21 protein-coding genes, 1 tRNA gene and 1 pseudogene are annotated in these 19,792 nt (G+C 63.9%); 5 read left to right on the forward strand and 18 right to left on the reverse strand.

Going from position 1 to position 19,792, the window contains the following annotated elements; all coding sequences use genetic code 11:
- Positions 1–13: 13 nt before the first annotated feature.
- From AC22G6_RS19075 to AC22G6_RS19105, 7 genes are all read right to left on the reverse strand, one after another.
- A complete protein-coding gene (locus AC22G6_RS19075) occupies positions 14–796 on the reverse strand; it encodes a 4Fe4S-binding leucine-rich repeat protein (protein ID WP_108951539.1) in 783 nt (260 codons plus the stop codon).
- A gap of 290 nt (positions 797–1,086) precedes the next feature.
- Positions 1,087–1,350, reverse strand: coding sequence for a nitrogen fixation protein NifZ (locus AC22G6_RS19080; protein ID WP_108977141.1), 264 nt, complete (start codon positions 1,348–1,350; stop codon positions 1,087–1,089).
- 5 nt (positions 1,351–1,355) lie between these two features.
- Entirely contained in the window at positions 1,356–1,679 is a 324-nt protein-coding gene (locus tag AC22G6_RS19085) for a (2Fe-2S) ferredoxin domain-containing protein (RefSeq protein WP_487368095.1), read from the reverse strand.
- A 68-nt stretch (positions 1,680–1,747) separates the two neighbouring features.
- Complete coding sequence (locus tag AC22G6_RS19090; RefSeq protein ID WP_108950865.1) at positions 1,748–2,290, reverse strand: flavodoxin; 543 nt, start codon at positions 2,288–2,290, stop codon at positions 1,748–1,750.
- Between the two features lie 63 nt (positions 2,291–2,353).
- Positions 2,354–2,677: a hypothetical protein gene (locus AC22G6_RS19095; protein WP_487368096.1), complete on the reverse strand. Its 324-nt coding sequence runs from the start codon at positions 2,675–2,677 to the stop codon at positions 2,354–2,356.
- Between the two features lie 8 nt (positions 2,678–2,685).
- Positions 2,686–3,531: an ankyrin repeat domain-containing protein gene (locus tag AC22G6_RS19100; protein ID WP_487368097.1), complete on the reverse strand. Its 846-nt coding sequence runs from the start codon at positions 3,529–3,531 to the stop codon at positions 2,686–2,688.
- Complete coding sequence (locus AC22G6_RS19105; protein WP_487368098.1) at positions 3,528–5,234, reverse strand: SagB/ThcOx family dehydrogenase; 1,707 nt, start codon at positions 5,232–5,234, stop codon at positions 3,528–3,530. Before AC22G6_RS19105 ends, AC22G6_RS19100 begins: the two co-directional genes overlap by 4 nt.
- A 224-nt stretch (positions 5,235–5,458) precedes the next feature.
- Between AC22G6_RS19105 and AC22G6_RS19110 the strand changes: the two genes are divergently transcribed.
- Complete coding sequence (locus AC22G6_RS19110; RefSeq protein WP_487368099.1) at positions 5,459–5,797, forward strand: HepT-like ribonuclease domain-containing protein; 339 nt, start codon at positions 5,459–5,461, stop codon at positions 5,795–5,797.
- A gap of 25 nt (positions 5,798–5,822) precedes the next feature.
- Here AC22G6_RS19110 and AC22G6_RS19115 read toward each other — a convergent pair whose 3' ends face one another.
- The 7 genes from AC22G6_RS19115 to AC22G6_RS19145 all read right to left on the reverse strand — a co-directional run bounded on the left by AC22G6_RS19115 (position 5,823) and on the right by AC22G6_RS19145 (position 12,647).
- Positions 5,823–7,616 carry a monovalent cation:proton antiporter-2 (CPA2) family protein gene (locus AC22G6_RS19115; RefSeq protein ID WP_108950868.1) on the reverse strand — a complete coding sequence of 598 codons (1,794 nt, stop codon included), beginning with the start codon at positions 7,614–7,616 and terminating at the stop codon, positions 5,823–5,825.
- A gap of 844 nt (positions 7,617–8,460) precedes the next feature.
- Positions 8,461–9,516, reverse strand: a complete 1,056-nt coding sequence (locus AC22G6_RS19120) for a hypothetical protein (RefSeq protein ID WP_487368100.1) — start codon at positions 9,514–9,516, stop codon at positions 8,461–8,463.
- 354 nt (positions 9,517–9,870) lie between these two features.
- Positions 9,871–9,946 (reverse strand) — tRNA-Lys (locus AC22G6_RS19125).
- 100 nt (positions 9,947–10,046) lie between these two features.
- Positions 10,047–10,616, reverse strand: a complete 570-nt coding sequence (ruvC, locus tag AC22G6_RS19130; RefSeq protein WP_108973120.1) for a crossover junction endodeoxyribonuclease RuvC — start codon at positions 10,614–10,616, stop codon at positions 10,047–10,049.
- The gene (locus AC22G6_RS19135; protein WP_108950870.1) at positions 10,613–10,930 is read right to left on the reverse strand and encodes a heavy metal-binding domain-containing protein; all 318 of its coding nucleotides are present in this window, start codon (positions 10,928–10,930) and stop codon (positions 10,613–10,615) included. The genes ruvC and AC22G6_RS19135 overlap by 4 nt, the downstream gene beginning before the upstream one ends.
- Before the next feature lie 36 nt (positions 10,931–10,966).
- Positions 10,967–11,848: a DMT family transporter gene (locus tag AC22G6_RS19140; protein WP_108950871.1), complete on the reverse strand. Its 882-nt coding sequence runs from the start codon at positions 11,846–11,848 to the stop codon at positions 10,967–10,969.
- A 73-nt stretch (positions 11,849–11,921) separates the two neighbouring features.
- Positions 11,922–12,647: a YebC/PmpR family DNA-binding transcriptional regulator gene (locus AC22G6_RS19145; RefSeq protein WP_108950872.1), complete on the reverse strand. Its 726-nt coding sequence runs from the start codon at positions 12,645–12,647 to the stop codon at positions 11,922–11,924.
- A 139-nt stretch (positions 12,648–12,786) separates the two neighbouring features.
- Between AC22G6_RS19145 and AC22G6_RS19150 the strand changes: the two genes are divergently transcribed.
- The 4 genes and pseudogenes from AC22G6_RS19150 to AC22G6_RS19165 all read left to right on the forward strand — a co-directional run bounded on the left by AC22G6_RS19150 (position 12,787) and on the right by AC22G6_RS19165 (position 16,493).
- On the forward strand, positions 12,787–14,277 hold the full coding sequence (locus AC22G6_RS19150; protein ID WP_108950873.1) for a helicase HerA-like C-terminal domain-containing protein: 1,491 nt from the start codon (positions 12,787–12,789) through the stop codon (positions 14,275–14,277).
- Positions 14,278–14,403: 126 nt separating this feature from the next.
- Positions 14,404–15,303 carry a DMT family transporter gene (locus AC22G6_RS19155; RefSeq protein ID WP_487368101.1) on the forward strand — a complete coding sequence of 300 codons (900 nt, stop codon included), beginning with the start codon at positions 14,404–14,406 and terminating at the stop codon, positions 15,301–15,303.
- Between the two features lie 500 nt (positions 15,304–15,803).
- A pseudogene (locus AC22G6_RS19160) lies at positions 15,804–16,079 on the forward strand (methyl-accepting chemotaxis protein); the annotation flags it as partial.
- 39 nt (positions 16,080–16,118) lie between these two features.
- Positions 16,119–16,493, forward strand: coding sequence for a CZB domain-containing protein (locus AC22G6_RS19165; protein WP_487368123.1), 375 nt, complete (start codon positions 16,119–16,121; stop codon positions 16,491–16,493).
- Between the two features lie 44 nt (positions 16,494–16,537).
- Here AC22G6_RS19165 and metF read toward each other — a convergent pair whose 3' ends face one another.
- Genes metF through AC22G6_RS19185 form a run of 4 tightly spaced genes read right to left on the reverse strand, consistent with a single transcriptional unit; the run spans position 16,538 to position 19,741 of the window.
- Positions 16,538–17,371 (reverse strand): methylenetetrahydrofolate reductase [NAD(P)H], encoded by an 834-nt coding sequence (metF, locus tag AC22G6_RS19170; RefSeq protein ID WP_487368102.1) that lies wholly within the window; start codon positions 17,369–17,371, stop codon positions 16,538–16,540.
- Positions 17,358–18,194, reverse strand: a complete 837-nt coding sequence (locus tag AC22G6_RS19175) for a TlyA family RNA methyltransferase (RefSeq protein WP_487368103.1) — start codon at positions 18,192–18,194, stop codon at positions 17,358–17,360. Before AC22G6_RS19175 ends, metF begins: the two co-directional genes overlap by 14 nt.
- A gap of 18 nt (positions 18,195–18,212) precedes the next feature.
- The gene (locus AC22G6_RS19180) at positions 18,213–19,088 is read right to left on the reverse strand and encodes a carbon-nitrogen hydrolase family protein (RefSeq protein WP_108973129.1); all 876 of its coding nucleotides are present in this window, start codon (positions 19,086–19,088) and stop codon (positions 18,213–18,215) included.
- Positions 19,085–19,741: a GNAT family N-acetyltransferase gene (locus tag AC22G6_RS19185; RefSeq protein ID WP_108973131.1), complete on the reverse strand. Its 657-nt coding sequence runs from the start codon at positions 19,739–19,741 to the stop codon at positions 19,085–19,087. Before AC22G6_RS19185 ends, AC22G6_RS19180 begins: the two co-directional genes overlap by 4 nt.
- Positions 19,742–19,792 lie beyond the last annotated feature (51 nt).

Raw genomic sequence — 19,792 nt, forward strand, 5'->3', positions numbered from 1 at the left:
CGGTGTGGCGGTGTTACTGATCGGGTGCGGACTGCGGGGTTTTCGCTGCATCGGTCAGGCGATCGGCCACGAGCAGACGGATGGTTTCCTCCGGGTCGTCGGAGACGGCAGCCAGCGCCTCGAGCGGCGCCTGCTGAACGGCCGCGGCGCGCACCAGCCAGTGCGGGTCGGCGAGCATGGTGGCGGCATCGTTCGGCAGCATGCGTCCTGCCGCAAGGGCGCGGACTTCCGGGTCGGCGTCGCGGGCGAGGCGGCTGAGTGCGAAGGCTGGCAGGCGGCGGGCGATCTCCTTGCGCACGACAGGATCGGGATCGTCGGTCATCTGCGGCAGACTGCCGTGCGGCAGACGACGAGCCACCTGCAGGCGCACGGCATAGTCGGGGTCGCGCATCAGGCGCCCGAGTTCGGACGGAGGCAGGCGGGTGGCAACGGTCACCCGTACTTCACGATCCTCGTCGCGGGCAAGGTGAAGCAGGGCTTCGCCTTCGGCGCGGACTGCCACCGCGCGCCGGACGGTTTCGTCAGGGTCGTCGATCAGCCGGCCTGCGGCCTCGGCGGGCGCGTAGCGGACCGCGATTGCGCGGCGCTCCCAGAAATCGTCGCTGAGACAGCCTTCGGCAAAGGCCGGGTTGCGCGCCAGGAAGCGGTCGATCTGGCGTCCGCTGTGGACGAACAGACAGGCGTCGCCGGGCGCGCAGCGGCCTTCGGCGAGCAGGCTGTTGCGCAGCGCACATCGTGGGCAGGGGTTCTCCGGCGGCGTGTAGTCACCGGTCTCGGGTTTGTGCGGATGGTTCATGGCCTGAGTCGGACGGCGTGCGCGCGCCGACACCTCCTGAGCTGGGGCGATGGACTCCTTGCGCAAGCAGCGTGCCAGGCGTCCGGATACGGGAATCGGCCTGTCCGGCTGCGCGGGGGCCGGACAAGTGCGCCGATTGCGACATCCCGGCGCGTGCCGATTGTCGGAAACCCGACAGGGAACGGGACGGAGGCCGGGCTGGGGATGCGGCGCAGGCGCTGCGGTGATCCATGGAGTGTGACCTGGGGACGGTCACACTCCATGGCTTGCAAGCAGGCAGTGACCGCAGCCTAGCTGGTGAGGACGGGCTCCAGCCGCAACTCTTCGACCAGGCATCCGACCGGGGGGCCGAGCACATCGTCCTCGCCCTCGAAGCGCACCAGGATGATGTCGATGTCAGGGGCGGCCTCGACATGACCGGTCTTCACCACTACGCCACGGGTTCCGGCCGCAGCGAGCAGCGCGCCGGCGTCAATATCGGGAATGCTGCCGTCGTTGTGGATGGCGTCGAGTGCGAATACGACGTCGCCGGGTGAGCAGAATGCGGCGCTCATGGCGGTCACCACACGCTGGCCGGCGCCAGCAGGCGCTCGACCGGCTTGTCGCCGATGAGATGCTCGTCGATGATGCTGCCGACGTCGGCCGCACTGACGCCCGAGTACATCACGCCCTCCGGATACACCAGCACGCTCGGGCCATTGGAGCAGGGGCCGATGCAGCCGGTATTGGTCACGGCGTAGTCCGCCCACAGGTTACGGGCCTGAAAGGCTTCCATGAAGCCCTGATAGACCTCGTTGCAGCCCTTCTGCTGACAGGATCCGCGGGGGTGGCCGGCGGGACGGCCCTGGACGCAGACGAGAACGTGTTTCTTGGGTTTTGCCATGATGGGCTCCGTTACGATGGGGGTGTTCCGGGGTGCCCGCGCATGGCGCGGGCGTGGACAGGGGGCGGTCAGCCAGCGGCAGCCATCAGTGCCGGCGTGATCCCTGCCAGCCAGGCATCGACACGCTCGTCGGTGAGCGTGGGCTGGTTGTCCTGGTCGAGTGCGAGACCGACAAAACTGCCGTCGATCACGGCCTGGGAGCTCTTGAAGGTGTAGCCGTCGACCGGCCAGGTGCCGATCACGTTTGCACCGCAGGTGGTGACGCAGTCGTAGAGATCGGCCATCGCATCGCAGAATTCGTTGCCGTATTTCTCCTGGTCGCCGAGTCCAAAGATGGCAACGACCTTGCCGCTCATGTCGGCACCGTCGAGCTGAGGCAGGAATTCGGCCCAGCTTGCGGTCTGGGCGCCGCACTCGAGGCCGGGCAGTTCGCCGTCGCCCAGCGTCGGGGTGCCGATGATCAGGGCGTCGTAGGCGAGGAAATCGTCGGCCGTCGCCTTGTTGACGTTGAGCGGGTCGGCGGCTGCAGCGCCGAGTTTCTTCGCGATCGATTTGGCGATGCGTCGGGTGCGGCCGGTGTCGGTGCCGAAGAAGATGCCGATGTTTGCCATGCTGTGCTCCTGGTCTTGATCAGTGAGATTGGCTGGGGTTGCTGGCGCCTGGCCTGGGGCTGCTCAGGCGGCTTCCGGCAGCCCGAAATGGGTGCGCAGAACGCCGAGCAGGCGCGCCAGGCTGAGCTCCTCCCGCACCAGCGGCTCGGCGGGCGGCGGGCTGCCCGCGTCGGGGAATGAGAGTTCGACCCCATAGCGTCCGGGCGGCTGGCCGTAGGTGAACACGAAGGCTGCAAGCGCTGCGTCTCCCGGCAGCAGCAGACCGACGGCTTCCTCGTTGTCGCGCCAGCGTTCATCGAGTTCGATCAGGCCATCATCGAGCGCGTGTTCCAGGGTGTTCAGCAAATGGGAGAGGGCGCGGTATTTGGGGGGCATCGAGCTGGTCATGGCGGCAGTCATCCGATCGTGTGGCGAAGAAGTTGGAGGCAGCTGCGGGTGGCGGCGAGGTCCACTGCGCGGGCGTCGTCGAAATTGAGCACCTGCGGGTCGGCGCCGCACTCGAGCAGGAGTGCGACCATCTCGGCCTTGCCGGCCGAGGCGGCGTACATCAGGCAGGTCGCACCCATGTCGTTGCGGTTGTCGATGTCGATGCCTGCCTGCACGAGTCTGCGCACGATCGCGGCATTACCCGATACGCAGGCCAGCCAGAGGGCGTTGTTGCCGTCCATGTTGCGGCGGGAGATGTCTGCACCGCAGGCGAGGAGGGCGTCGACCACGCCCTCATGCCCCGCGAGGGCCGCACGCATCAGCGCTGTCAGGCCGTGCTGGCGCGGCGCGTTGAGGTCGAAAGGGTCGAATCCGTGTGTCTGCAGGAACGCGAGGAGGTCGGCGCGGGCGTCCATGCCTGCGACCGGCGTGCCTTGCTGGCCGGCGCGGCGTGTAGCGAGTGCGTCGGAGAAGGCCGGGTAGCCGCCATCCACGCTATACACCTCGGGAAAGCGGAAATCCGCGAACCATTGCGCCCAGGTGCGACTGGCATTGCCGTGATAGCAGTAGATCAGAACCGGCGTGGCGCGGTTCAGCCCCCGGATCTGCTGCGGAAAAGTGGCCTCGGCGAGGCGGACCGCTGCGTCGATATGCGCCACGCGATAGCTGTTTTCGTCGCGCACATCGAACACCGCAAGGGCGGGCAGCACACCGTCCCTGTGGCGCAGGAGCATGTCGGCCGCATCCGCGGCGGAGATGCGGTGGGCCTGGCGGCTGCTTGGTTCGGAGGCGGTCAGGGTTTCGGTGTTCATCATGTTGGTGTCCGGTTGGCGGGCTGATGCAGGGCGCGGTCGGCGGGATAGGCCGGGGCGGATTCGATTCTTGCGTCGTCAATCGGCAGACCGATGGTGAAGTGGTACAGGGTCTGATGACTGCTGCCGGAGAGGCCCAGCGCTTCGTGGACCGGATCGTCGAAAAAGCATCCGATGCCAGTGCCGCGAAGTCCGAGGAGTTCGGCGAGAAGGTAGAGGGCCTGTCCCGTCTGTCCGGCCAGCCGGAACAGATCGCGGTAGGCCGCAGGGTTGGCAGCGATGACGCCGTCAAAGGGCGCGATCAGGCCGAGCGCCAGACAGGCGGTGGACGCGATGTCCTGATGACAGTGCAGGCTGTGCGCGAGACGATGGAGCTCGACCTGCTCAAGCTTGCGATGCAGACGCAGTGTCAGGCCGTCCCCGATGGTTTCCACGTGCTCACCGGAGGTGGCGAAAGCGCCTGCATCATCACAGCCGTCGGCCGTCAGCAGGTACAGCCCGGGCGCGCAGGCGTCGACCCGGTGCACGAACAGCGCGGCCACCATTCCCGAGGCATGGGGCCAGAGGCTGCTTGGACGCATGCTGTCGCCAAGGACATGGAGCACGCTGTGAAAGGCTGCCCGGCTCATCCGGTGCGAGGCGTCGAAACGCTGCGCGCTGCGCCTGCTCAACATGGTCCGGGCCGCACTGCTGTCGAAGCCGGCCAGCTGCGCCGAGGGCTGCCAGGGGGGCGCAACCGCCGCAGTGGCGGGGGCTGTGCCCTCTGCCCGGTGCCGGGTTGCTGCGGCGACGTCGTCGATCAGGGGCCAGCGGTAGCGTGGCAGCGGGTCCAGCAGCGAAGCGCGTCCGAACCATCGCGTGTCGTCCGCCGGCGGCTGCAGGGCTTGTGTGGCGGAAGCCGGTCCGTGCCCGTCAAGTCCGACGGCGAGCAGGAGTTCGGCCTCTTCACGCTCGACCTGCGGGTGACGGCTGCCTGGAAAGTCTGCATCGCGGTCGAGACCGAGCCGATGCGCGAGGCATGCAGTGGGCACTGGCTGCTCGGCCAGCGACCAGCCCAGCAGTGCCGCAGCGTGCGCGAGGGCGCTGGCAGCGTGGCCGACGTCGAGCTGGCAGTAGCGGAATCCGCGCTCACCGTATTTCCACGCCTCGCGCCACATCGCGGTGCTGAGTGCGAGGCCGAGCCGCGGCGTGTCCGATCCGGCTGTCCTGTCCAGCGCACGGCACTCCAGTACGTGGTCTTCGGGCCGGTAGTGATACACCCCGTCGGCAAGCCCCGGAATGTCCCGTGCGATCAGCCAGGCTTCCACCGGATGCAGGTTGCCGCTGGAGGGGTTGGCGCGCACCGCCCAGCGGTCCGGTCCCATGACCTTCCATGCGGTGATGCCGAGCGACAGGTGCAAGAGCGTGCCGATGCTCTCCAGGCCCGGCCTCTGCGGCAAGTGCGGGGCACCTGCACAGGGAAAGGGCAGGTCCTGCACTGCCCGCAGCGGTGCGCTTGCGCCAGGCGCTCCGAGCAATGGCAGTGCCACGGTGGGGGCGCCATCATAGTGGCGGAAGGGGGCGGGCTGCGCATCCCAGTCGAGCATCGCCGGTCCGGCTGCGTAGGCCTCGAAGCGGTGTTTGCTGCGGGCGTGATACAGCCGGACTACGTCGCTGTCCGATAGCGTCGGGGGGGAAGCCGGGATGGCGGAGTCGGTGCGCTTCATGCACCGCACCTTGCAAATCCGATACCAGTTCGGCCGCGCGCGCGCAGATCGCGTGAACGCTGGGCTCAGCGCTGATCAGCAGGGGTGGGGATGTGTGGAAACTGTCGTGTGAGCAGTTGGTTTGTCGGCTTTGCGACAGGGCGGCGCTGTGTGCACGGGGCTTGCAGCCTGGCGCCCAAATTGCTGGGGAACGCCGGTAACGCCATTTTCCGGAGCTGAAACGCATGAGTGCAGCGCAGATACGTACCGATATGCTTGTTCGGGTCGAGGAGGCCGCGACCGACATCCTGACCCTGGTCGAAGGCCTCAGTGCCGACGATTTTTCCCGTAGCCGCCTGACGCGAGCAGCGACGCTGGCGTGTCTGCGTGAAATCACCGACGCTGCGTCGGCATTGCCTGCCGAAGGCCGCGCGGCGATGCCCGAGGTGGATTGGGCCGGCTGGCTGGACCTGGGGGACGCACTCGCAAACGGCGCTTCGTGTGCCGAGCGCGAATGGCAGGCCGCATCCGAAGGTGCCGCCGTGATCCTGCAATGGATGCGTGTCTACCGGCAGGCGGCCTGAGCCAGGCCCGCGCGGCAGACCTGGCTCAGGCCTTCGGGCTTTCTGGTTCCGCTTCCGGCGGCCCGGCTGCAGCGAGCTCCTGCTCCAGCAGCGCCACCAGTTCCATGTGCGCATCCTTGGTGGATTGAATCAGCTGGCTCTCGTCGTGGTACAGCGCCTGTTGCCGCTTGAGCAGTTCCTGGTCGTTGCGGGCGAACAGGTCGATGATCTGGCTGGCGACCTCGGGGGGCTTGCCGAGGGCTTCGAAGGTCATGCAGGCCAGGGCGAGGCTGGACTTGAAGGTTTCACGCATCTGCAGGGTGACGCCGAGGTCCATCAGGCGGTAGGCATGGAAGCGGTCGCGCGCGCGGGCGACGATCTGCACGTGGGGGAAATGCTTGCGCACGAGTTCGGCGCAGCGCAGCGAGGTTTCGATGTCGTCGATGGCCAGCACGAATACCTTGGCTTCGCCGACGCGGGCGGCGTCCAGCACTTCCAGGTGGGCCGCATTTCCGTAGTAGGCCTGGGCACCGAAGCGGCGCACGACGTCGACTTCGTCGCGGTCCTTGTCCAGGGCGGTGAAGGGCACGCCGCGCAGGCGCAGGATGCGGCCGATGATCTGGCCGACGCGACCGAAGCCGGCGATCACGACGGGGTTGGGTTCGTCGGGCATGTCGTCGGCAGGCTGTTCCGGCTGGTTCGCTGCTTCCCTGGCGTTGATGCGGTCGCCGATAATGAACAGCAGCGGGGCGATGGCCATTGACAGCGCGACCGACAGCGTCAGCTGTTCGACGACATCTACCGGCAGCAGCGAATTTGCCCGCGCGGCCCCGAACAGCACGAAGGCGAACTCGCCGCACTGCGCGAGCGCCAGGGCTTGCATGCGCGACACTTTGGCTGCACCGCCAACCATCCTGCGCAGGCCGTACAGGCCGAAGCCCTTGATTGCGAGCAGGCCGAAGGTGAAGGCGATGACGTTGATCGGGTGCTGCACGATCATGCCGAGGTTGATGCTCATCCCCACCGCGATGAAGAAGAAACCCATCAGCAGGCCCTGGAAGGGCGCGATCGAGCCTTCGAGTTCGTGGCGGAAGTCCGAGTCGGACAGCAGCACGCCGGCGACGAAGGCGCCGAGCGACATCGACAGGCCGCTGGCCTCCATCAGCAGGGCAAGGCCGAGCGCGGTGGCGAGCGCCGCGGCGGTAAACATCTCGCGGCTGTCGATGCGGCTGACGTGGCGGAAGATGCGGTCGAGCACCGGTCGCCCGATGGCGATGACGATGCCCAGCACCACCAGTCCCACGACGGGCGACACGCCGCCTTCCGGCTTGTCGGCACCGAGCAGGGGCAGCAGCGCCAGCAAGGGGATGACCATCAGATCCTGGAACAGCAGGATGGCGAAGGTTTCGCGGCCGTAGCGGCTATGCAGCTCATTGCGTTCGGCCAGTGTCGGCAGCACGAATGCCGTCGACGACAGGGCCAGCGCCAGGCCGGCCAGAACGGACTCGGACCAGCTCAGCCCCAGCAGCCTGGCAACACCGATGAGCAGCGCGCCCACACCGAAGAACTGCAGCGCGCCGAGCCCGAACACCGGCTTGCGCAATGCCCACAGGCGGCTGGGCTGAAGCTCAAGGCCGATGATGAACAGCAGCAGCACGACGCCGAGCTCTGCGGTATGCAGCAGGTTCTCGGGGTCGTGCACCACGCTCGCACCCCAGGGGCCGATCAGCACCCCCGCGACGAGGTAGCCCAGCACTGTGCCGAGCCCCGCACGCTTGAAGAAAGGAACGAGAAAAACGGCAACGGCGAGCAGTGCAGCGAAGGTGGCGACTGATTGCATTGAGATCGATTCGGGTGTGTATGGAGTCCGAAGTCTCCGGCCCTTTGCGGGGTGGCTGCCGAGCGCCGGTCGCTGCCGGCGATCAGGAACAGAGGGTTTCGATTATGCAGCGATTTTGGCGAGACGTTGCCATGAAAAGCCTGCTGACGTTGCGCGCGAGTGAATCATGCGGTGCCGAATCGAAGGACACATGCCCGATTGACGCCGGTCGGAGGGGCTGATTGGGTCGCGGCCGAAAACGGAACTGAAACTGCACGCACACGCTTCACGATTCGCTCTCCGGTTGTCTGCCGGTGCGTGTATCTGTCGGAGTGCAGTGCGCGGGGCACGTTCCGGAATAAGCTGGGGGCGCTTTCGGCTTGCGAGCAGTGCGCGGACAGCAAAAAGGCCAACCCTTTCGGATTGGCCGGAATGCATTCATTTCTTGGTGGGGCCGCGGTGGCTCGAAAACCGGATCTGCTGATGAATAGCTATTTTAAGTTAATGTTTTCATTGTAGTTGTGCCCACCATCGAATGTCTGTGTACGTTAGTTTGATGGTTTTGTCACGCTATCCCATCCGCATTGTTTGCGTCACATTGCTTGTCATTTTTCTGATGCATTGGCACATTGTTCAAACTAGGGACGATGGCTCGTGATCAGTCCATTGGAGCGTATGTTACTTCTTGAAGCGAGGTGGTGGTGCTGCAAGCGGCGAAGCGCTGGGGCTTCGCTCAAGCCCTAATACGCGATTGAATGAATCGATCTGACTTGCAAGCCGTCGAGCAATCTCCATAAGGGTTGCCGAGTCAACGCCCTTGGGCTCAGGCTCGGAGAGGAGTTGGCGTATTGCCATTCGCTCAATCTCATGTAGCGTCATGTTTTTCATTCACGAGCCCTTTCAAATGACTTAGGTAGTACTCAAGGCGGAGCCTGCATCGGAAAGGCTCCAACAGTTTTTCGTACTGAGCCGATAGCCGCTTCTGGAAACCGTGCTTCTTATACCAAAGCACAGAAACGACGAATCCGCTACTGCTTCCGTTGATTTTTACTGGGTAGCAGAGGAGGGACGCCTCCGCACTGGTTGACTGATGGTGGGTCGCCACATACCCCTTACCATGCGAGCAGGCCGCTTTCTGAGTGTCTTCCACGACGATCAGACTGCCGGTCTTGTGGGCCTGCATGATCCCGGATTGCGGATTGCTGAGTTCCTCGGGCGTTGATATCACAGGTACATCTGCCGGGAAATGACACATAATCTTTTCAACTCTCGCACTCGTAACAAGTGCGATGTTTACCTTCACTCGAGGGTTGGGTTCTTCTGGGGAACGCAGGAGAAGTGAAAACAGGTTATGAACGGCCCCTCCAAGCCGATGGATCTGTGCTCTAGGATTTGTAATGTTGAGAAACACTTCGTCGGAGGTAATGAGCTTTCCCTGTTGGGCGTCACTACCAAATCTTGTCGCATGTTCTCGAAAGCGTGTTTCTTTGTGCCCGACTACATTGTTTAGGACGGTTAGCAACGTTTGAGGAGCCTCATCCCATCCAGTGGGCGTTTCACTCAGGCGTCTTGAGATCCAGCCCTTTCCCTCGATGGCAATTGGACTCCATGCCATCGTTAGGAGAAGCCAGACGATGGGGCGTTGGTCTAGAACGGTGGCGGCGAGGGCTGAAAACTCCTGAACGGAAGTTCTTATGCCTTCGACTTGGTAGTAGTTTGAAATCAGCAGAGGAGGAAATCCTATAACTGCGCCGTAGAGCCAGTTGTAGAGTCTTTTGTGTTTCCACAGAAGTTTCCTGAAGGACGTCGCGAGCTGGGTCCATCTCGACGGTGTGTTTGCCGGAGGTTGAGGTGCGCGGGTTTTAGACCGGCTCCGCGGCGTCCTTAAAGACGCCGGTTTATGTTTGTGCATCGCTTTCATTATTCGGATATGAATTTCATAGTGCTGAATTCTAATGGAATAATGACTTGCGGTTGGCTCGTCTTATTCGGTTGAGCATGCTCGCTTCACACTGGTGGCCGAGATCCTACGATGAGCCGCTGTTCTCGATACAAAGATACACCCAAGATCAATCATGGAGTCGGACGCAAAGGACGCGAAGCTTCCTCACCGCTACAGTGCGTGAGTTCCCAGATGACTGAGTGAGTACGAAAGCGGCGGAGTGTTCGGCGGCATTTCTCACGGTGGGAACCCAAAAGGAACCCCGTTGAGCCGATGATTCGTTTATAGCAAAAAGGCCAATCCTTTCGGATTGGCCTAAGTGCTTGAATTCCTTGGTGGGGGCACTAGGATTCGAACCTAGGACCTACTGATTAAGAGTCAGCTGCTCTACCAACTGAGCTATACCCCCATTGCCGTTTTTACTGGCGTCGCCGGATGTTGTTCCGTCGAGAGGCGCGCATAATAGCCAATAGCCTTTGCATATGCAAGCTTTTCGGCGAAAAAATTGCTCAGGATGCCTGTATGCGGCCGCCGCGGCGACGTGTGCCGATACCGGCGATGGCACCCATGCCCTGGCTGCCGTGGGCATGACAGATGGCGCAGGCGAGGGCGTCGGCGGCGTCGGGGCTCGGCGATGCGTCCAGGGCGAGCAGACGCTGGACCATGTGCTGAACCTGCTCCTTCGCGGCCTTGCCGTGGCCCACGACTGATTGCTTGACCTGGAGTGCGGTGTATTCCGCCACCGGCAGATCGCATGACACCGCGCCGCAGATCACCGCACCGCGGGCCTGCCCGAGAAGCAGGGTGGACTGCGGATTGACGTTTACGAACACCTTTTCCACCGCGACCATGTCCGGCGCATAGGTGGCGATGACTTCGCGCACACCGTCGAGCAGCGTCTTGAGGCGCCCCGGCAGTTCGCCGTCACGGGTCTTGATGCAGCCGCTGGCGACATAGCGCAACTGGCTGCCGAGGACGTCGATGACGCCGAAGCCGGTGATGCGCAGCCCCGGGTCGAGGCCGAGGATTCGGGTGGCAACCGTGCGTGATGCCGTGCCGCCCGGGCTGAGCTGGCTCAAACCACCACCGCAGTGCCGCTGACGCACACCATCAGCATGCCGTTGTCCTGGCCGAGCACTTCGTAGTCGATGTCGATGCCGACGACAGCGTTGGCGCCGAGCTTGGCCGCCTGTTCTGCCATTTCTTCCATCGCCATTTCACGCGCATCGGCCAGCGAACGCTCGTACGCGCCCGCGCGGCCGCCGACGATGTTGCGGATGGAGGCGAACAGGTCCTTGAAGATGTTGGCGCCGATGATGGCTTCGCCCGCGACCACGCCGAGATAGCGCTGGATGGTGTGGCCTTCGAGGGTGGGGGTGGTTGACAGTTGCATGGCCGGTCTCCGTGGATGCATTCCCGCCGAATGCTATCAGGCCTTGCGGGCGAGCCATACTCCGGCGACGGCCACGATCATGCCGGCAAGCGCGAGTCCGCTAAGGGTTTCGCCGAACATCGCCCACGCAATCAGCGCGGTGGTGGGGGGCGTCAGGTAGAACAGGCTGGCAACGTTGACGGCGCTGCCGCTGCGGATGAGGAGGTTGAGCAGGCTGATGGCGCCCAGCGACAGCACTACGACCAGCCACAGCAGCGCAAACACGAACTCGCCGCTCCAGGTGATCTCCATGCTCTCGGTCTGGTTGGCAATCAGTGCGGTGAGGATCAGCGTGGGGACGAACTGGACGATGGAGCCGGTGCGCAGGTCGAAGCGCGGGCAGAAGCGCTTCTGGTACAGGGTCCCTACGGTGATGCCGATCAGCGCGAGCAGCGCCGGGGCGAGCATCGTGCCGAGTTCGTCCGGCGCCATGCCGTCGACCGCGATCTTGTTGCTGACGACCAGTGATACGCCGAAGAAACCGAGCGCGAGCCCGCCCCACTGGCGGATGCTGACGCGTTCGCCGAGCAGGAAGCCGGCGCCGAGTGCGGTGAGCAAGGGCTGCATGCCAACGACCAGCGCGGTGACGCCAGCCGGCAGTCCACGATCGATGGCAACGAATACGCCACCCAGGTAGAGGGCCTGAACCAGAACGCCGGTGATGCCGATATGCATGGCTTCGCGTGGCGACTTCGGCCATGGGGCACGCATCGCCAGCGCCAGCACGACCATCAGCACGATGACGAGCACGTAGCGCGTGGACAGGAAAGTGAGCGGCCCCGCATAGGGCAGACCGAACTTGGCGCCAACGAAGCCAGTGCTCCAGAGCAGCACGAAGAGCAGCGGCATCACGCGTTGTGCAAGGGTGGGCGTGGTCATGATCGGGGTCGAGTCTGCAGAATAAAAAAGGCGACGCATCGCGCCGCCTCATGAGTGCCGCGAGTAGCCGGGCTTACTCGTCGAGTGCTGCCGAAGTGTAAACGTCCTGCACGTCGTCGAGTGCGTCGAGCGCATCCAGCAGCTTCTGCATGCGCACCGCATCGTCACCCGAAAGCTCGGTTTCGTTCTGCGGCTTCATCGTGACTTCGCCGAATTCGGCGGTAAAGCCGGCGGCTTCGAGCGCTTCCTTCACCGAGGTGAATTCCCACGGTCCGGTGATCACTTCGAGGGAGCCATCGTCGTTGGCGACCACGTCTTCCGCGCCGGCTTCGAGGGCGGCTTCCATCAGCGCGTCCTCGTCGGTGCCGGGGGCAAACATCAGCTGCCCACAATGGGTGAACTGGAACGCGACACAGCCGTCGGTGCCCATGTTGCCACCGTACTTGGAGAAGGCGTGGCGGACGTCGGCAACGGTACGGACCTTGTTGTCGGTGAGGCAGTCGACGATGACCGCTGCGCCGCCGATGCCGTAGCCTTCGTAGCGCGCTTCCTCGTAGGTCACGCCTTCAAGCTGGCCGGTGCCGCGCTTGATCGCGTTGTCGATGTTGTCCTTGGGCATCGATTCGCCCTTCGCCTTGTCGATGGCGAGGCGAAGACGCGGGTTTGAGCCGATATCGCCCCCGCCCATGCGGGCAGCGACGGTGATTTCCTTGATCAGCTTGGAGAAGACCTTGCCCCGCTTGGCGTCCTGACGACCCTTGCGGTGCTGAATATTGGCCCATTTTGAGTGACCAGCCATACGAACCTCTGGAGCAGCGTGTGCGGTTGAAAAGTCGCTGCATTATACAGATCCCCGGCCGCAGGCTGGTGCCCGGGCGGGATGCTCGGGTTAAGATTGAGCGTATTCGCCGTTCAGAACTAACTTGCCGGAGGGGCACATGGTCGAGCCGCTACTGATTGCCAGAACAAAAGACAAGGACATCGTCCTGCTGCCGCGCCTGGCCAATCGCCATGGGCTGATTACCGGCGCGACCGGGACGGGCAAGACGGTCACCCTGCAGAAAATGGCCGAGGCATTCTCCAGCGTCGGCGTACCGGTGTTCATGGCCGACGTCAAAGGGGATCTGTCCGGCATCGGCGCTGCCGGCACCGCCTCCGACAAGCTCATGCAGCGCCTGGCGGCGCTCGGCATTACCGAGTTCAACCCGCGTGCCAACACCACCGTGTTCTGGGATGTGTTCGGTGAACAGGGCCATCCGGTGCGGGCCACGATCTCCGACATGGGGCCGCTGCTGCTGTCGCGCCTGCTCAACCTCAACGATACTCAGTCGGGGGTGCTGCAGCTCGTGTTCAAGCTCGCCGACGACAACGGCATGCTCTTGCTCGATCTCAAGGATCTGCGCGCGATGGTGCAGTACGTGGGGGAGAACGCGAAGACCTTCACCACCGAATACGGAAACATCTCCACGGCGTCGATCGGTGCGATCCAGCGCAATCTGCTGGGGCTGGAAGAGCAGGGCGGCGACATCTTCTTCGGCGAGCCGATGCTGGACATCAACGACCTGATGCAGACCGATGGCGAGGGCCGTGGCGTGATCAACGTGCTGGCGGCTGACAGGCTGTACAACTCGCCCAAGCTGTACTCCACCTTCCTGCTGTGGATGCTGTCGGAGCTGTTTGAGCAGCTGCCCGAAGTCGGTGACCCCGAAAAGCCCAAGATGGTGTTCTTCTTCGATGAGGCTCACCTGCTGTTCAACGATGCGCCCAAGGCATTGATCGAGAAGATCGAGCAGGTCGTGCGCCTGATCCGCTCCAAGGGCGTTGGCGTGTATTTCGTGACCCAGAACCCGCTCGATGTCCCCGAGACGGTGCTCGGGCAGCTCGGCAACCGGGTTCAGCATGCCTTGCGTGCCTTCACCCCGCGCGACCAGAAGGCGGTCAAGACCGCAGCCGACACCATGCGTCCGAACCCGGCGTTCAACGCGGCTGACGCGATCACCGAGCTCGGGGTTGGCGAGGCGCTGATCTCCTTCCTCGACGAGAAGGGACGGCCGACCATCGTCGAGCGTGCGTTCGTCATTGCCCCTGACTCGCGCCTTGGGCCGATGGTCGATGCCGAGCGCAAGGCGGCGATCACCGGCTCGGTCATCTACGGTCACTACGAGAAGGCCGTGGATCGACAGTCCGCGTACGAAATGCTGCGTTCGCAGGCCGCGGCCCGCGAGGCGGAAGCCCCCGCCAAGGCAAGCACTGGCGGATCGGGTGGCGGGCTCAACGACATGCTTTTCGGCTCCACCGGGCCACGCGGAGGTCAGCGCGACGGGCTGCTGCAGATCGCCGCCAAGACCGTGACCCGCACCATCGGCAGCAGCATCGGACGCCAGATCGTGCGCGGTCTGCTGGGTTCCTTGCTCGGCAGCAAACGCTGAACCTGCGCTGAAAGGCCGGCGGCCGGTGCGCGGGACGGTCGCCGCCGTTCCGGCGTCAGTGCATCGGCATTGTGCGATCGTGTTTGAGGTGGCTTAATCCCGACTCGCCAAACGGGAGTGCGGGACATGGGGCAGACGTCGACCGGCGTCGGATTGTTGTTTGCGGTTGCGGGAGCGGTCGGTTTCTCGTTCAAGGCGATCCTGGTGAAGCTGGCCTATCGATACGGGGTCGATGCAGAAACCCTGCTCGCCTTGCGCATGGCCTTTTCGCTGCCTTTCTTCCTCTTGCTGGGGGTGCTGGGCAGCCGCAGAGCCGCGTCGCCGCTGTCGCGCACCGACTGGGTGTGGATGGCCGGCCTGGGCGTTTTCGGCTATTACCTCGCAAGCTACCTGGATTTCCTCGGGCTCGCCTATATCACGGCGGCACTCGAACGCCTGATCCTGTTTCTGTATCCCACCATCGTGCTCGTGGTCTCCGCCCTGTTTCTGGGCAAGCCCATCACCCGGCGCATGGCTGGTGCGCTCGCATTGTGCTATCTCGGGATCGGGCTGGCGGTCGGGCACGACCTCACGCTCGCCGGCGAGGCTGGCGACGTGGTGCTGGGCTGCGTACTGGTGTTTGGCAGTGCGGTCAGCTATGCGCTCTACCTCATGGGGAACGGGCACGTGGTCGGGCGTCTGGGCTCGGCGCGGGTGACAGCCTACGCCTCGTCCTTTGCCTGCGTGTTCAGTCTGGCGCAGTTCGGTCTGATGCGTCCGATCGAGGCCTTGGCGCAGCCGTGGGAGGTCTATGGGCTGTCGCTGGCGATGGCCGCATTCAGCACGGTCGGGCCGGTCTGGCTCGTGTCCGAGGCGATTCGCCGGCTTGGCGCCGGGCCGGTATCGCTGACCGGCACCCTTGGTCCGGTGGTTACCCTGTTCTTCGGATGGCTGCTGCTTGGCGAGCGCATCGGGCTGGCGCAGATGGCGGGCATGACGATGGTGATAGCAGGCGTGGTGACGATGGCGCGCGCCCCGAAGCGCTGAATCGCTCAAGAAGCGGTGCGAGCGGTCGATATGACGTGATATACAGTCCGTCGGACTTGCACATGATTGAACGAAGGGAGAGCAGCATGGGGTGGCTGGGAAAGAGTGCCGAGCTTGCAGCCTTGCGGGTTGAGCTCGATGTCGCACGAAGTGCACTCGAGTTCGAGCGCGAGCGGTCTGCCACGCTTGAGGCCAGGATCGCCGAGCAGGAACTGGCGTGTGCCGAAGCAAAACGCCGTGAGGCGCTGTTCGACGCGCTGTTCGGCCAGTTGCGCAACTACGGTCAGACCCTGGTTTCGGTGCAGGGCACGTTCGGAGACCTTGCCCAACGCCTTGGCGCACAGGAAAAGGCCGCGACGCGCTCGACCGTTGCGGCGGACGAAAGTGTCGCAGCCATCGGCAGTGTGTCGGGAAGCCTGGCGCAACTTGCGACCGATACCGGCGAGACCGCCGGCTCCGTCGCACAGCTGGCCGAGCGTGCAGCCCAGATCGGCGGCATTGTCCGACTGATTCGGGAGATTGCCGACCAGACCAATCTGCTCGCGCTGAACGCGGCGATCGAAGCGGCGCGCGCGGGCGAGCAGGGGCGTGGTTTTGCGGTCGTGGCTGACGAGGTGCGCAAGCTGGCCGAACGTACGGCCGGGGCAACAAACGAAATCTCCGGGCTGGTGACCGCCATCCAGGGCGAGACGGGGCAGGTGCGGGGCGTGATCGGCTCTCTGTCGGAAAAGGCGACCAGTGCGGCCGAGGATGGACGTCGGGCGCAGGGCAGCATGGACGAATTGAGCGATATCGCCCGCCAGCTCGCGGGCACCATGCAGGACGCGTCAGTGCGCAGTTTTGCCGAACTGGCGAAGCTCGATCATCTGATCTTCAAGCTCGACGTGTATCAGGCGGTTTCGGGGCACTCCGGGCGCACAGCCGCCGACTTCTCAAGTCACCACGATTGCCGGCTCGGGAAATGGTATTTCGAGGGCGATGGAAAGCGTTTCGCCAATCTGCCCGCCTATCGCAATCTTGATGCGCCACATGCGCTGGTGCACGCCGCCGGCAAGCGGGCGCTCGAATCGTGCGGTGCCGGGCGTCTTGACGATGCGCTCTCGGGCATTCAGGACATGGAGCAGGCCAGCGTCCGCGTGCTTTCCGAACTGCAGGCAATCTCGGATTCGTCGGTCCAGTCCAGACGCTGAACCCGAAACGGCGTACTGCAAGCCGTTTCGGGCGGTCGGCGCGTTCAGGCGAGCTTGAGGCGCTGGCAGATCTCGGTGGTGAGGGCTGACTGGTTCATGCTGTAGAAATGCAGGCCAGGCGCGCCGCTGGCGATCAGTTTTTCGCACATCGCGGTGACGACATCGAGGCCGAAGGCACGAATCGATTCCGAATCGTCGCCGAAGGCTTCGAACTTCTTGCGCATCCAGCGCGGGATCTCGGTGCCGCACGCGTCCGAGAAACGGGCCAGCTTGGAGAAACTGGCGATGGGCATGATGCCGGGGATGATCGGGATGTCGACGCCCATGCCACGCACCGCATCGACGAAATGCAGATAGGCGTCGATGTTGTAGAAGTACTGCGTGATCGCGGAATCGGCACCGGCTTCGGCCTTGCGCTTGAAGGCGAGCAGGTCGTCCTTGGGGCTGCGGGCTTGCGGATGCCATTCAGGGTAGGCCGCAATCTCGATGCGGAAACGCTGCCCTGTTTCGGAGCGAATGAATGCCACCAGCTCGTTGGCATAGCGAAATTCGCCTGCATCGCCAACGCCGGAGGGCAGGTCGCCACGCAGGGCGACGATACGCTTGATGCCGGCTTCGGCGTACTCCGCCAGAATGGCGCGGATGCTGTCGCGGGTCGAGCCGATGCACGACAGGTGTGGGGCTGCTTCGGAGCCGCTCGCTGCAATCTCCTTGACCGTGGCGAAAGTGCGCTCGCGGGTGGAGCCGCCGGCGCCATAGGTCACCGAGAAGAAGCTAGGCTGGAGCTCGGCCAGCCGGGCGCGCACGGCACGCAGCTTCTCCGCACCCTCTTCGGTTTGGGGCGGAAAGAATTCGATCGAAAGTTCAGTTTTGTTCATGTTGCATCCAGATGAAGAATTCGCGGTTGCCGTCGGTGCCGGTAATCGGGGAGTCGTACCAGCCCTTTACGCTCAGACCGCAACTGCGTGCACTATCCCGAAGTCGTGATTCGACGTCGGCATACAAGTTGGTATCGCGGACAATGCCGCCTTTGGACAAGCCCTTGGGGCCGACCTCGAACTGTGGCTTGACCAGCGCCAGGATGCTGCCCCCGGTTGCCAGCAGCGCAGGCCACTCCGGCATCAGCAGTGTCAGCGAAATGAAGCTGGCATCGCAGACGATCAGCCCGAAGCCGTCCGGAGGGAAGTGCGCACCCAGATCCGCAGCGAGCAGGTGACGCGCATTGATACCCTCCAGGGTGACGCAGCGCGCGTCCGCCGCCAGCTTCGCGTGGATCTGGCCGTGTCCGACTTCGACGCCGACAACCTGCTTCGCGCCCGCCTGCAGCAGGCAGTCAGTAAAGCCGCCGGTCGATTGCCCCACGTCGAGGCAAGTCAGGCCGGTGACGGCCAGCTTGCTGGCTGCCAGCGCGCCTGCAAGCTTGAGCCCGCCGCGCGAGACGAAGCGGTCGTTCTCGTCCGGCCGGACTTCCAGTACAACCTCACCCGACAGCGTCTGGGCCGATTTCGTCACCGGACCACCTTCCCAGCTGACCCGGCCGGCCTCGATCAGCCCCCGCGCCGCAGTCCGGGAGGGCGCGAGCCCTTGAGCCACCAGCAGACTGTCAGCACGCATCAGGCCGCCACGCTCGGCGGGTGCCTGCACATGGGTCGTGGCAGGCGCGGTTGCCGGGCGCGCCGTGCGCCGATGAAATGATTTCAAGCGAGCAATCCCGGACGCTCAGGAAACCTTCACCACTTCGACCGGGTGCTCGTACACATCCTTGCGCTTGTCGTAGAGGGGAATGGTCGTGCCGTGTGTGCGGCCGCTTTCGAGGTCCTTGAGGTCCACGTCGGCCACGACGATCTGTTCGATGTTCGGTGTGCCTTCGGCGGCAATGCCGTCGCGTGCGAAAGCGAAGTCCGACGGCGTGATGATGCTGGCCTGACCGTAGTGCAGACCCAGGCCCTCGACCGGCAGGTTGCCCACGGTACTGGTCATGGCGACAAACACCTGGTTCTCGATGGCCCGGGCGTGGCAGCAATAGCGCACGCGCAGGAAGCCCTGGCGGTCGTCGGTACACGAGGGCACGAAAAGAATGTCGGCGCCGGCTTCGCACACCATGCGTGCGAGCTCGGGGAACTCGATGTCGTAGCAGATCAGGATCGCGATCTTGCCGAAGGGGGTCTCGAACAGGCGCAGCTGGTCACCGGCGTCGGTGTTCCATTTCTCGCGCTCCCAGCGCGTGCGGTGGATCTTGTCCTGCTCGTAGATTTCACCGCTCGGGGTGAAATAGTAGGCGGTGTTGAGCAAGCGCCCTTCTTCGTTGACCTGCGGGGTGGTGCCGCCGATGAGGTGCACGTCCCATTGCGCTGCGAGCTCCTGCATCAGGTCCTTGTAGCGCTTGGTGTAGTCGTTCATGTTGCGCACGGCGGCGCGCACGTCGCTGGTGTCCATGAAGGACAGCAGTTGCGTGGTGAAGATCTCGGGCAGCAGCACGAACTGGGGTTTGTAGTCCCCGGCGGCCTTCATGATGAAACGCACCTGATTCTCGAAACCCGACCAGTCGTGGATCGGGCGCAGCAGGTACTGCACGGCAGCAATTCGAACGATCATAGTGCGATTTCCTCAGGGATGATGGTGGGGTTTGACGGATCGTAATCCGGGTTGAGCCATACGATCAGCGAGGCATAGCCGCGCGATTCGGTATCCTCGGGAATGTAGTTCTCGATGACGCCGCAATAGCTGAAGCCTTCCTTGATCTGGAAGCTCAGCACGGGGTCGATCAGATCGCCCCAGACTACCTTTTGCGCATAGAACTCTGCGCTCATTTCGTCAGCGTAGCGGTCGTAACCCGGCAGGCGTCCGCAGGCAATGATGCGCTTCAGGTTCATGGCCCGGCACAGCGATCGACGGCCTTCGTAGAGCAGGTGTCCCACCCCTTTGCCCTGCAGCCTCGGGTCGACAAAGACCTCTGCGCCATAAAGCGTCTTGCCGTCCGGATTGTGATTGTCGAACGTGCCGGCACCGGTGATCTCCTTCCAGCTGTGCGACTCCGCCCAATCGTCCCACAGCACGATGAGTGAGCTCGCACATCCGACCAGGCCATCTTCCGTCTCGGCCACGATCTGGCCCTGCGGAAAGACGTCGAGCTGCTCGGCGAGCTTGCGCTTGCTCCATGCAGGGATGTCCGGATAGACCTCGGACTGAAGGGCGATCAGTGCGGGAATGTCTTCCGGGCGAGTCTGACGCACGCTGACAGAGTTCATTCGGTGTCTCCAAGTCTTATTGTTCGTAAGGGCCACCGCGCCCTGGAGGAG

The sequence above is a fragment of the Parazoarcus sp. PS-13 R2A genome, from assembly GCF_057621855.1.